This is a genomic window from Streptomyces sp. CB02261, assembly GCF_001905665.1.
Lineage (GTDB): Bacteria > Actinomycetota > Actinomycetes > Streptomycetales > Streptomycetaceae > Streptomyces.
Window position 1 is genome coordinate 357,876 of the sequence record NZ_LIVX01000003.1, and the last position, 12,640, is coordinate 370,515.

A 12,640-nucleotide genomic window follows, 5' to 3' on the forward strand; every position below is an offset into this window, starting at 1 on the left:
CACCGACGCACGACCTTTCCACCGCTCGTTCCCGTACCCCGCCGATCGCCGGGTACGTCCAAGGGGGGACCCCTCATGTCCGCACAGCAGCCCGTGCTGCAACTCCAGAACCTGACCCGCGTCCATGGCGCGGGCGCCACCGAGGTGCATGCCCTGCGCGGCATCGACCTCGCCGTGTACCCCGGCGAACTCGTCGCCGTCATGGGCCCGTCCGGCTCCGGCAAGTCCACGCTCCTGACCATCGCGGGCGGCCTCGACACCGCCACCTCGGGCCGCGTGATCGTCGAGGACACCGACATCACCACCGCCGGCGTCAAGGAACTGGCGGCCCTGCGCCGCCGCAGCATCGGCTACGTCTTCCAGGACTACAACCTCATCCCGGCGCTCACCGCCGCCGAGAACGTGGCCCTGCCCCGCGAGTTGGACGGGACCTCCGCCCGCAAGGCGCGCGTCGAGGCCCTCAGCGCGCTGGAGGAGATGGGGCTCGGTCACCTCGCCGACCGCTTCCCCGACGAGATGTCCGGCGGCCAGCAGCAGCGTGTCGCCATCGCCCGCGCCCTCGTCGGCGACCGCCGGCTCGTCCTCGCCGACGAGCCGACCGGTGCCCTCGACTCCGAGACCGGCGAGTCCGTGCTCGCCCTCCTCCGCAGCCGCTGCGACGCGGGAGCCGCCGGCGTCCTCGTCACCCACGAGCCGCGGTTCGCCGCCTGGGCCGACCGCGTCGTGTTCCTCCGGGACGGCGCCATCGTCGACCAGACCGTGCGCAGCGAGGCCGACTCCCTGCTGTCGGGACAGGTGGCCGAGGCGTGAAGACCTGGTTCCACTCCTGGCGGGCCGCGATCCGCATCGCCCGTCGCGACGCCTGGCGTTCCAAGGGCCGCAGCGCCCTCGTCCTGGCCATGATCGCCCTGCCGATCCTGGGCGTCAGCGCCCTCGATCTGACCTACCGCAGTTCCGAACTGTCCCCCGCCGAACAGGCCTCGCGGTCGATGGGCACGGCCGACGCGATATTCCGGGACGCCCAGGTCGAGGGGGTCCCGATCTACCAGGACCCGACCGGCGAGATGCACACGCCGGTCAAGGAGTACAAGGACCAGCCGTGGCCGAACGGTCCGACCGATGTCACCAAGACCTTCCCGGCGGGTTCCACGGTCCTCACGGACAGCTCCGGCTCGGCCAAGCTGACCACGTCGCACGGTCTGCTCACGGCCGACGTGCGTGAGCTGAAGGCGTCCGATCCGATGGCCCGGGGCATCACGACCCTCCTGTCGGGGCGCTTCCCGGAGAAGAGCGACGAGGTCATGGCGACCTCGCACTTCCTGGAGAGCAGCGGTCTGTCGGTCGGCTCGACCCTTTCCGCCCGCAACTTCGACCGTCCGTATCGGATCGTCGGCTCCTACGAACTTCCGGACACGCTCGCCGCGGACCAGGTCACCGCGCTGCCCGGGGCCTTCCTCGCCCCGTACGGCAAGGCGGTCGAGAAGGCCGGACTGAGCGCCCCCGAGCTCGTCACCACCTATCTGGTGGGCAAGCCCGGTGGTTTCACGTGGAACATGGTCAAGGAGATCAACGCCAAGGGCGTGGCCGTCACCTCGCGCGCCGTCCTCCTCGCCCCGCCCGCCCGTGCCGACGTGCCGCTCTACCAGAAGGACAGCTGGGGCCCGTACGAGTCGAGCCCGGCGGCCGACGCCGCCGAACTCGCCGCCATCGGCACCGTCGTCGGCCTGGCGATGCTGGAGATCTGCCTGCTCGCGGGACCGGCCTTCGCGGTCGGCGCACGCCGCTCCCGCCGCCAGCTCGGTCTCGTCGGGGCGAACGGCGGTGCCCGCAGCCACATCCGGGCCATCGTCCTCAGCGGCGGCCTGGTCATCGGTGTCGCCGCGGCCGTCGTCGGCACCGTCCTCGCCGTGATCCTCACCCTCGCGCTCCAGCCGGTCCTCGAAGACACCATGAACCAGCGGTTCGGCGCCTTCGACATCCGGCCGCTCGAACTCCTCGGTATCGCGCTGCTCGCCGTTCTGACCGGTCTGCTCGCAGCGATCGTGCCGGCCGTCACCGCTTCCCGGCAGACCGTCCTCGCCTCGCTCACCGGCCGTCGCGGCGTCCGCCGCAGCAGCCGGGTGCTGCCGGTGATCGGCCTCGTGGCCGTCCTGCTCGGCGGCGCGATCGCCCTGTTCGGCTCCATGGTCTCCGAGCAGTTCATCGTCGTGGCGGCCGGCTCGGCGCTCGCCGAGCTGGGTGTCGTCGCCCTGACCCCGGCCCTGGTGGGCCTGTTCGGGCGGACCGGGCGGTGGCTGCCGCTGTCGCCGCGGCTCGCGCTGCGGGACGCCGTCCGCAACCGGGGGCGCACGGCTCCCGCCGTCGCCGCCGTCCTCGCCGCCGTCGCGGGCACGGTCGCCGTCTCCACCTTCATGGCCAGCACCGAGGCCCAGAAGAGGGCCGGCTACGAGGCCCGGCTGCCGCACGGCGCGGTCTCCGCCTTCGTCCTGGAAGAAGGCGGCCGGGACGTCCCGGCGGTCCGCGAGGCCGTCCAGCGCTACCTGCCGGTGGACGTCCGGGCCGACGTCGAGCGGGTCTCGGTCGGCAAGCCCGGCTGTTCCCCCTGGGGCGGCGGAGCGGGCTGCGGCCGCTACGAGGTCGTGATCCCCCCGGCGAACGAGTGCCCGCTGTACGCCGCGCTCCCCGACGGCAGCGACCCCAGCGAGAAGTACACCCCCGATCAGCGCCGCAAGATGATCACCGAGGACTGGCGGTGCGGCACCTACGACGGCGGCGGCTGGGTCTCGGTGGACGGCGGGCTCCTCGTCGGTGACGCCAAGGTCCTCCAGGTCCTCGGTGTCGACGACCCGGGCGCCGTGAAGGCCCTCGCCGACGGCAAGATCGTCAGCTTCTCCCGTACGGAGATCGACAGGAACGGCACCATCGGGATCAAGCAGATCACCGACCTCGCCGCCGCCGACAGGGCCTCCGAGCAGGGCCGTCCCGCGCCCGGGAAGATCAGCTCCGTCCCCGCCTACCTGGTGCCGAAGGGCCAGAAGTCCTACGGCGTCCACGCGCTGATGACCCCGGCCACCGCCAAGGCCGCCGGACTCACCACCCTGCCCGCGGGCTCGTACTTCAGCACCGAGCGGATGCCGGACAGCGAGCAGCGCCAGAAGCTCGACGCCGAACTCGCCAAGCTCGGCAGCGACGTCGACCTGCACGTGGAGGAAGGTTTCGTCAACAACGACAGCCTCTTCCTGCTCGCCCTGGCGATCTTCGCCGGCCTCGTCACCATCGGTGCCGCCGGCATCGCCACCGGCCTCGCCCAGGCCGACGCCGAGGCCGACCTGAAGACGCTCGCCGCCGTCGGCGCCCCGCCCCGGGTCCGCCGCACGCTCAGCGGCTTCCAGTGCGGAGTCGTCGCCGCGATGGGTGTGATCCTCGGATCGGCCGCCGGACTCCTCCCGGCGCTGGGCCTCCGCCTCACCGAGGAACGCGAACAGCTCCGCTACTACGAGGAAGCGCTCCGCCAGGGCTGGGACAACGGCATGGCGGGCCCGCCGTCCGTGCCGATCGTCATCCCCTGGGAGACCCTCGCCGGCCTGCTCGTCGCCGTACCCCTGGGTGCCGCGCTGCTCGCCGCCCTGGTGACCCGCTCGCGCGGCGCACTGGCCCGGCGCGAGGCGACCTGACGGTCTTCGTCACCGTCCTGTGCCCCTGTACGAGGGTGGATCACCCTCGTACAGGGGCACACCTCGTGGTGACGCATGTGTACGAGAGAATGGCGGCATGGAGATGCCGAGGAATGACAGGTCGCAGGAGAGCCCCCAGGTCCTCATCGTGGGACAGGACGGGATGGCGCTCGGCGGCACTCAGGGCGACGACGAACCCCGCGAGGTCCCGGTGACGGAAATGGTCGAGCAGCCTGCGAAGGTCATGCGGATCGGCAGCATGATCAAGCAGCTCCTGGAGGAAGTACGCGCGGCACCTCTCGACGAGGCCAGCCGGGTGAGGCTCAAGGACATCCACGCCAGCTCCGTGAAGGAGCTGGAGGACGGACTCGCGCCGGAGCTGGTCGAGGAACTGGAGCGCCTCTCCCTGCCGTTCACGGACGAGGCGATCCCCTCCGAGGCGGAGCTGCGCATCGCGCAGGCCCAGCTCGTGGGCTGGCTGGAGGGCCTCTTCCACGGCATCCAGACCGCGCTGTTCGCCCAGCAGATGGCGGCCCGCGCGCAGCTGGAGCAGATGCGCAGGGCGCTGCCCCCGGGCGCCTCGCACGACGAGGACGACGACGACCGTGGCCCCGGCCACGCGGTCCGCTCGGGGCCGTACCTGTAGGACGTCCGGCACGACGGGAGGGCCCGGCACACGGCGTGCCGGGCCCTCCCGCGTGCGCGTGTCAGGACCGGGGCGCGAGGAGCAGCACCTTGCCGACGTGACCGCCGGACTCCAGCGCCCGGTGCCCCTCGGCGGCGTCCGTCAGCGGCACCGTACGGTCGACGACCGGCCGGACCGTACCGGCGCCGATCAGCGGCCAGACGTGCTCACGCACGGCGGCGACGATCGCCGCCTTCTCCTGCACCGGACGGGAACGCAGCGTCGTCGCCATCACGGCGGCGCGCTTCGCGAGCAGCGCCCCGAGGTTCAGCTCGCCCTTCACCCCGCCCTGGAGCCCGATGACGACGAGACGGCCGTTCACCGCCAGCGCCTTCACGTTCCGCTCCAGGTACTTGGCGCCGACGATGTCCAGGATGACGTCCGCGCCCGCTCCGTCGGTGGCCTTGTGCAGTTCCTCGACGAAGTCCTGCTCGCGGTAGTCGATCAGGATGTCCGCGCCCAGCTCGGCGCAGCGTGCCAGCTTCTCGGGTCCTCCCGCGGTGACCGCGACCCGCGCCCCGACCGCCTTGGCCAGCTGGACGGCCATCGTGCCGATCCCGCTCGCGCCACCGTGCACGAGCAGCGTCTCGCCCGGCCGAAGGTGGGCGATCATGAAGATGTTGGACCAGACGGTGCAGGCGACCTCCGGGAGCGCGGCGGCCGTGGTCAGGTCGACGCCCTCGGGGACGGGGAGCAGCTGCCCGGCCGGGACGACGACCTTCTCCGCGTAACCTCCGCCGGCGAGCAGCGCGCACACCTCGTCCCCGACCGCCCAGCCGGACACCCCCGGTCCGAGGGCGGCGATCCGGCCCGAGCACTCCAGACCGGGATACGGGGAGCTGTCCGGCGGCGGGTCGTAGAAGCCCTGGCGCTGGAGCAGATCGGCGCGGTTGACGGCGCTCGCCACCACCTCGACGAGCACCTCGCCCTCGCCGGGTACGGGATCGGGCACCTCGGCCCAGACGAGGGCCTCGGGGCCGCCGGGTTCCGGAATCGTGATCGCATACATGGCGGCGAGGCTACTCCCGCCACCGTGTCGGGGGCGGGGGTTGCTCCTGGCTCAGTCGTGCGGCGGTGTGCTGAGCGGGGTGACCGGTACGGCGCGCACGATGGTGATCAACCGGTCGGTGAGCTGGAGCGGGTTGGCGGCGGGGTCGTCGTAACCGAGCAGCCGGTGGCCGCGGAGCACGCTCACCACCAGGTCGCCGGTCTCCCGCGGGCTCTTGCCGGCCTCGCTCTTGGTCACCGGGCGTTCCACCAGGTCGAGGCCCGAGCCCTGCTGGATCAGGTCCTCCATCACCGTGCCCGCGCTGGGGCTCAGCACGGACAGGCCGAGCAGACGCCCGGCGGCGCTGGCGCTGGTGATGACCGCGTCCGCGCCGGACTGGCGCAGCAGCGGCGCGTTCTCCTCCTCGCGGACCGCGGCGACGATCTTCGCGCCCCGGTTGAGCTGGCGGGCCGTGAGGGTGACCAGGACGGCCGTGTCGTCGCGCTGGGTGGCGATGACGATCTGCCGGGCCCGCTGCACCTCGGCACGGAGCAGCACGTCGCTACGGGTCGCGTCACCGATGACGCCGACGAACCCGTCCGCGTTCGCCGTCTCGATCACCTTGCTGGAAGGGTCGACGATGACGATCTGTTCCTTGCTCAGACCGGTCGCGCAGAGGGTCTGGATCGCGGACCGCCCCTTCGTACCGAAGCCGACGATGACGGTGTGGTCGCGCAAGGTGGACCTCCAGCGGTTCAGCCGGAACTCCTCGCGGGTCCGCTCGGTGAGGACCTCGAGAGTGGTGCCGACCAGGATGATCAGGAACAGCACGCGCAGGGGCGTGACCAGCAGGATGTTGGCGAGGCGGGCCGCGTCGCTGTACGGGACGATGTCGCCGTAGCCGGTGGTGGAGAGCGTCACGGTCGCGTAGTAGACGCAGTCGAGGAAGTCGAGCGTCTCGTTGGCGTTGTCGTGGTAGCCCTCACGGTCGACGTAGACGATGAGGACCGTCAGGGCCAGCACGCCGAGCGCCATGAGCAGCCGCTTGCCGACCTGCCGCAGCGGCCGCTCGACCTCGCGGCGGGGCAGGGTGACCCGCGGGCCGGAGAGTTTCTCCTCCGCCTGGCGGGCCATCACGTCACGACTGGGAAGTTTCACGTGAAACACGCTCCTTGGGCCGGCACGGCCCCCGCGTCGGTCGGCCAGGGAAGATCGAGGATGTCCAGCTCCTGGCCGGACCGCGCGCCGCCGGGTGGCACCACGGCCAGGCCGTCCGCGGCGGCGATGCCCCGGAGCATGGCCGGTCCGTTGTAGCGCAGGGGTACGGCCCGCCCGCCACGGCGGACGACCGGGACGAGCCGCGTGTCGTACGGGTGCCCCTGCACCTCGTCCTGGACGGCGGCGCGGGGCGGCGACGACGCAGCGGGGTCCGTTCCCCCTGCGGGAGCCGCGAGCGCCGTGAGCAGCGGCTCGGCGAGGGTGAGGAGTCCGGAGACGGCCGCCAGCGGATTGCCGGGGAGGCCGACGAGGTGGCGGACGGGCCGGCCGGGCGCGGATGCGGCGTCCAGGCGGGCCAGCAGCATCGGATGGCCCGGCCGGACCTTCACCCCGTCGACCAGAAGGGTGGCGCCCGCCTTGTCGAGCACCCCGTGGACGTGGTCCACGGGCCCGGCGGCGGTCCCGCCGGTGGTGACGACCAGATCGGCGGGGGAGCCGGTCACGGCGGCGTACAGCTCCTCGGCGTCGTCCCCGATACGGCGGGTGGCGAGCACGTCGGCACCGAGCGCCGTCAGCCAGGGGCCGAGCATCGGGCCGAGGGCGTCACGGATCAGCCCCTCGTGGGGGAGGCCCGCCGTGAGCAGCTCGTCGCCGAGGACCAGGATCTCCACCCGGGGGCGGGACGGCACGGGCAGCTCGTCGTAGCCGGCGGCGGCGGCGAGGCCCAGCACGGCGGGGGTCACGGTGGTGCCCGCGGGGAGCAGTTCGTCGCCCGAGCGGCACTCCTGGCCCCGGGGCCGGATGTCCTGCCCCGGCACCACGTCGCGCAGCGCGTGCAGCAGGACGTGGGCGGCGCCGGCCCGGGGGCGTCCGGTACCGGCCGCCTCTTCGGCTCCGGCCTCTTCGGTTCTGTCACGGGCGTCTTCGGCGCGGGCGCCCTCGGTGCGGGCGTCCTCGGTGCGGGCGTCCTCGGTGCGCGAGTGTTCGGTACGGAGGACGGCGGTGGTGCCGGTCGGGACGCGGGCGCCGGTGGCGATCCGTACGGCCTCACCGGCGGCCGACAGGTTCGCGGACACCTGACCGGCGAGCACGGCGCCGTCCTCGCGCACGGTCCAGGGGCCGGGGCCCGCGACCGCCCAGCCGTCCATGGCCGAGGTGTCGAAGGGCGGCAGATCGGTGAGGGCCAGGAGCGGTTCGGCCAGGACCTGGCCGAGGGCCCGCGCGAGCGGGACGCCCAGCGGTGCCCGGCCGGCCCGTGCGGAGGCCCCGGCGCGTACGGCGGCGGCACGCGCCTCGGGCCAGGCGGTGGCCCGGTGCGGCTGCCCGGCCGGGGCGTCGGTGGCGGCGCCCGGGGTCACCGGGGCGGGCTCTCTCGGACTCACTCGGCCTCGTCCTGCTCGGCGGCCCAGCGCTGAGCCAGCGCGGCGGCCTTGCGGGCGGCCTCAGCGACCGCCTCAGGACCACCCTCGGCACCCGCGCGCGCCGCCGCGTAGCCGACCAGGAAGGTGGTCAGCGGCGCGGCGGGGCGGGCCACTCCATGGGCGGCGTCGCGGGCCAGGTCGAGCAGCAGGCCGGTGTCGACGTCCAGCTCGATACCCAGTTCGTCCTTGACTGCGGTGATCCATTCATCCAGCACGGTCCCATGCTCCCTGATGCGGGCCCGGGCCGTGGCGATGTCCTCCCAGGTGTCGCAGTCGAAGGAGGCGAGGGGGCCCGCGGTGACCCGGGCGGTACGGAGGGCCCCGGTGAGCGCGCGCAGCGGACCGCCGGCGAGAGTGCCGCGCTCCGCGGCGATCCGTGCCAGTTCCCGCCGGAGCGGAACGCTGCGGTACACGGCGACGAGCGGCTGGTCCCGCCCGTCGGGGTCGGTGAGGAGCACGGCGTCGGCGTCGAGGGTGTCGGTGAGCGCCCCGAGCAGTCGCCGCACGGTGTCCTCGTCGAGGAAGGGCAGGTCCGCGGAGAGGACGAGCAGGACGTCGGCCCGGGTCTGCCTCACCCCCGCGTCGAGGGCGGCGAGCGGCCCTCCGCCGGGCGGGTCCTCCCTGGTCCAGCGGACGGGACGGGTGGTCGGGCGGGGGTCCCCGACGACCACGGTCAGGTCCGCGCCACGGCATGCGGTGAGGACACGGTCGAGGAGCGCCCGGCCTCCGATCCGTACGCCGGGCTTGTCGGCGCCGCCGAGACGCTCGGCGGCGCCTCCGGCGAGCACGACGGCGTCATGTGCGGTGGTCACCCCAGCAGTATGGGCTGCCACCGGCCGCCGCCGTCGGGCGCGTCTCCCTTCGTGAGACGGACCTGACGGCGGCGACCGCGCGAGGGACCCCGGCCGGGGTCAGAGCGTGCGGAGCAGGACCGCGGGCTGTTCGACGCAGTCCGCCACGTACCGCAGGAAACCGCCCGCCGTGCCGCCGTCGCAGACGCGGTGGTCGAAGGTGAGCGAGAGCTGCACCACCTGACGCACGGCCAGTTCGCCCTGGTACACCCATGGCTTGGGGATGATCCGGCCGACGCCGAGCATGGCGGCCTCGGGGTGGTTGATGATCGGCGTGGATCCGTCGACCCCGAACACCCCGTAGTTGTTCAGGGTGAACGTGCCGCCCGTCAGATCGGCCGGGGTGAGCGCGGACTGCCGGGCGACCTCCGTCAGCCGGGCGAACTCGGCCGTCAGCGACTCGGCCGTCCGGGACCCCGCGTCCTTGACCACGGGGACGACGAGGCCGCGCGGGGTCTGGGCGGCGAAGCCGAGATGCACGGCCGGCAGCCGCACGATCTCCCTGGCCGCGGTGTCGACGGTGGAGTTGAGCTCGGGGAACCGGGACAGGGCGTGGACGCAGATCCGGGCGAGGAGCGCGAGCAGCGAGATCTTCGGGCCTCCCGCGGCGTTCATCGCCGTCCGTGCGGCCATCAGCTCGGTGGCGTCGGCGTCGACCCAGCAGGTCGCGTCCGGGATCTCCGTCCGGCTGCGCGACAGCTTGTCCGCCACGGCGCCACGGACTCCGCGCAGCGGAACCCGCTCACCGGCCGACGCGACGACGGCCGGGGTGGCGGCAGCCGGAGCGACGGCGGCCGGGGTGGCGGCGACGGCGGGCGCGGGCGCCTGCGCGGTGCCCGCGCGGTCCAGGGCGGCGAGGGCCAGCTCCACATCGGCGCGCAGGATCAACCCCTCGGGCCCGGATCCGCGCACCTCCCGCAGGTCGAGCCCCCGGTCCCTGGCGAGCTTCCGTACGAGCGGCGAGATGACCGGCACCGGACCCTCATGGCCCTGGACACCCCCGACGACCGGCGCCGCGGCCTGGACGACGGGCGCGGGAGCCGAAACGGCGGGAGCCGAGGCCTGAGCGGCAGGCACCGCAGCGGGAGCCGAGACCTGAGCGGCGGCCGCCGTGGCCGGGCCGGTGGCGGGCTCGGCCGTCCGCGCCACGGCCGGGCTCTCGTGCCGGACGCGACGGCGCCGCGCGGCGGGCTCCGCGGTGCCGTACCCGACGAGCACGTTGCCCGAGTACTCGGACGAGACGGCGGAGGCGGCGTGCTCCTCCGAGGAGGCGGAGGCCGTGGGGGCGGAGGCGTCGGAGGCACCGGCCGCGTCCGCACCGGTACCGCCCACCGCGACCGTCAGGAGCGGGGCGCCGACGGGCAGTTCGGTGCCCTCCTCGCCGAACCGGGCGGTGACCACACCGCCGTACGGGCAGGGCACCTCGACCATGGCCTTGGCCGTCTCGACCTCGACGACCGGCTGGTCGATGGCGACGACGTCTCCGACGCCGACCAGCCAGCGGACGATCTCGGCCTCGGTGAGGCCCTCACCGAGGTCGGGCAGCTTGAACTCGAGCACCTGGGCCATCAGCTTCCCGCCTCCCACTGCAGCCGCGCCACCGCGTCGAGAACCCGGTCCACGCCGGGCAGATGGTGCCGCTCCAACATGGGCGGCGGGTAGGGGATGTCGAAGCCCGCGACCCGCAGCACCGGCGCCTCCAGGTGGTGGAAGCAGCGCTCGGTCACCCGCGCGGCGATCTCCGCGCCGGGTCCGCCGAATCCGGTGGACTCGTGGACCACGACCGCGCGGCCGGTGCGCCGCACGGAGGCGCAGACGGTCTCGTCGTCGAAGGGCACGAGCGAGCGGAGGTCGACGACCTCCAGGTCCCAGCCCTCGGCCTGGGCGGCCTCGGCGGCCTCCAGGCAGACCGGCACCGAAGGGCCGTAGGTGATCAGGGTGGCCCCGGTGCCCCGCCGCCGTACGACGGCCTTGCCGATCGGCTCCACGGGCGCGGGGGCCTCGGGGGACCAGTCCGACTTGGACCAGTAGAGCCGCTTGGGCTCCAGGAAGACCACGGGGTCGTCGGAGGCGATGGCCGCGCGCAGCAGCCCGTAGGCGTCCTCGACGGTGGCCGGGGCGACGACGTGGAGGCCGGGGGTGGCGGTGTAGTAGGCCTCGGAGGAGTCGCTGTGGTGCTCGACGCCGCCGATCCCGCCGCCGTAGGGCACGCGGATGACGATCGGCATCGGCATCGCGCCGCGGGTGCGGTTCCGCATCCGCGCCACATGGGAGATCAGCTGCTCGAACGCCGGGTAGGCGAACGCGTCGAACTGCATCTCGACGACGGGCCGCAGGCCGTACATGGCCATGCCGACGGCCGCGCCGAGGATGCCGGCCTCCGCGAGCGGGGTGTCCGTGCAGCGGTCCTCGCCGAACTCCTTGGCGAGCCCGTCGGTGACCCGGAAGACACCGCCGAGCGTGCCGACGTCCTCACCCATCACATGGACGGTCGGGTCCTCGGCCATCGCGTCGCGCATGGCGCGCTGGAGCGCCTGCGCCATCGTGGCCGGCTTGGGCTTCCCGGCGTTTCCGGCGGTCCTGCCCGCCGTGGGTCCGGTCGTCGCCGTCGTCATCACGCCTCACCCTCGGCTTCGAGCTCGGCGCGCAGCTGCGCCGCCTGTTCGCGCAGCTGTGTGGTCTGCTCCGCGTAGACATGGGCGAAGAGGTCCATCGGGTCGAGCACCGGGTCGGCGTTCATCCGTTCGCGCAGCTCCGCGGCCATCGTCTCGGCGGCCTCGGCCGCCGCGCGCCTGCCGTCCTCGTCGAGCAGGCCTCGCTCCGTCAGTTCCCGTTCGAGGATGAGGATCGGGTCGTGCGCCCGCCAGGTCTCGACCTCGCCGGCCGCGCGGTAGCGGGTGGCGTCGTCGGCGTTGGTGTGGGCGTCGATCCGGTAGGTGACGGCCTCGACGAGGGTGGGGCCGCCACCGCGCCGCGCGCGGGCCACGGCCTCGGTGAGCACCTGGTGGACGGCGACCGCGTCGTTGCCGTCGACGAGCCGGCCGGGCATCCCGTATCCGACGGCCTTGTGGGCGAGGGAGGGGGCGGCGGTCTGCTTGGCGAGCGGTACGGAGATCGCGAAGCCGTTGTTCTGCACGAAGAAGACCACGGGGGCCTGCCAGACGGCGGCGAAGTTCAGCGCCTCGTGGAAGTCGCCCTCGCTGGTGCCGCCGTCGCCGACCATGGCGAGCGCGACCACGTCGTCGCCCTTGAGCCGGGCCGCGTGGGCCAGGCCGACCGCGTGCGGGAGCTGGGTGGCGAGCGGGGTGCAGAGCGGTGCGATGCGGTGCTCGTGCGGGTCGTAGCCGGTGTGCCAGTCGCCGCGCAGCAGGGTCAGGGCCTGCACGGGGTCGAGGCCCCGGGCGACGGCCGCGAGGGTGTCGCGGTACGAGGGGAAGAGCCAGTCCCGGTCCTCGAGGGCGAGGGCGGCGGCGATCTCGCACGCCTCCTGGCCGGTGGTGGACGGGTACACGGCGAGGCGGCCCTGCTTGGTGAGGGCGGTGGCCTGCGTGTTGTACCGGCGGCCGCGGACCAGCTCCGCGTAGAGCCGGAGCAGCAGCGCGGGGTCGGCATCGGCCACGGCGTCCGTGCCGAGCACGCGCAGCGGCTCGGTGTCGGGCAGCAGCGGGGCGGGGTCGGTGCGCGGCTGCCACGCCGGCGGCGGCGTGGGCCGGTAGGCGGAGACGGCGGCGGGCGGCTCTTGGACTGTCGAACTGCGCTGTTGCAACGAGTCCACCTCCTCGTGGGAGCGGGCATAAGACCCG

10 protein-coding genes are annotated in these 12,640 nt (G+C 73.7%); 3 read left to right on the top strand and 7 right to left on the bottom strand.

Annotated elements, in window-relative coordinates:
- Positions 1 to 75: 75 nt before the first annotated feature.
- The 3 genes from AMK29_RS11800 (at position 76) to AMK29_RS11810 (ending at position 4,320) form a co-directional block, all read left to right on the top strand.
- Positions 76 to 810, top strand: coding sequence for an ABC transporter ATP-binding protein (locus tag AMK29_RS11800; protein ID WP_073811513.1), 735 nt, complete (start codon positions 76 to 78; stop codon positions 808 to 810).
- Positions 807 to 3,674: an FtsX-like permease family protein gene (locus AMK29_RS11805; protein ID WP_073811516.1), complete on the top strand. Its 2,868-nt coding sequence runs from the start codon at positions 807 to 809 to the stop codon at positions 3,672 to 3,674. Before AMK29_RS11800 ends, AMK29_RS11805 begins: the two co-directional genes overlap by 4 nt.
- A gap of 97 nt (positions 3,675 to 3,771) precedes the next feature.
- Positions 3,772 to 4,320, top strand: coding sequence for a bacterial proteasome activator family protein (locus tag AMK29_RS11810; protein ID WP_073811519.1), 549 nt, complete (start codon positions 3,772 to 3,774; stop codon positions 4,318 to 4,320).
- Positions 4,321 to 4,381: 61 nt separating this feature from the next.
- Here AMK29_RS11810 and AMK29_RS11815 read toward each other — a convergent pair whose 3' ends face one another.
- The 7 genes from AMK29_RS11815 to pdhA all read right to left on the bottom strand — a co-directional run bounded on the left by AMK29_RS11815 (position 4,382) and on the right by pdhA (position 12,612).
- Complete coding sequence (locus AMK29_RS11815; protein ID WP_073811521.1) at positions 4,382 to 5,368, bottom strand: NAD(P)H-quinone oxidoreductase; 987 nt, start codon at positions 5,366 to 5,368, stop codon at positions 4,382 to 4,384.
- A gap of 51 nt (positions 5,369 to 5,419) precedes the next feature.
- Positions 5,420 to 6,505, bottom strand: coding sequence for a potassium channel family protein (locus tag AMK29_RS11820; protein ID WP_073811523.1), 1,086 nt, complete (start codon positions 6,503 to 6,505; stop codon positions 5,420 to 5,422).
- Positions 6,502 to 7,947: a molybdopterin molybdotransferase MoeA gene (locus AMK29_RS11825; RefSeq protein ID WP_073811526.1), complete on the bottom strand. Its 1,446-nt coding sequence runs from the start codon at positions 7,945 to 7,947 to the stop codon at positions 6,502 to 6,504. The genes AMK29_RS11820 and AMK29_RS11825 overlap by 4 nt, the downstream gene beginning before the upstream one ends.
- On the bottom strand, positions 7,944 to 8,798 hold the full coding sequence (locus AMK29_RS11830; RefSeq protein WP_079196841.1) for an NTP transferase domain-containing protein: 855 nt from the start codon (positions 8,796 to 8,798) through the stop codon (positions 7,944 to 7,946). Before AMK29_RS11830 ends, AMK29_RS11825 begins: the two co-directional genes overlap by 4 nt.
- Before the next feature lie 99 nt (positions 8,799 to 8,897).
- The gene (locus tag AMK29_RS11835; protein ID WP_073811531.1) at positions 8,898 to 10,406 is read right to left on the bottom strand and encodes a dihydrolipoamide acetyltransferase family protein; all 1,509 of its coding nucleotides are present in this window, start codon (positions 10,404 to 10,406) and stop codon (positions 8,898 to 8,900) included.
- Positions 10,406 to 11,452 (bottom strand): alpha-ketoacid dehydrogenase subunit beta, encoded by a 1,047-nt coding sequence (locus AMK29_RS11840; protein WP_073811534.1) that lies wholly within the window; start codon positions 11,450 to 11,452, stop codon positions 10,406 to 10,408. Before AMK29_RS11840 ends, AMK29_RS11835 begins: the two co-directional genes overlap by 1 nt.
- Complete coding sequence (pdhA, locus tag AMK29_RS11845) at positions 11,452 to 12,612, bottom strand: pyruvate dehydrogenase (acetyl-transferring) E1 component subunit alpha (protein WP_073811536.1); 1,161 nt, start codon at positions 12,610 to 12,612, stop codon at positions 11,452 to 11,454. Before pdhA ends, AMK29_RS11840 begins: the two co-directional genes overlap by 1 nt.
- Between the last annotated feature and the right edge of the window lie 28 nt (positions 12,613 to 12,640).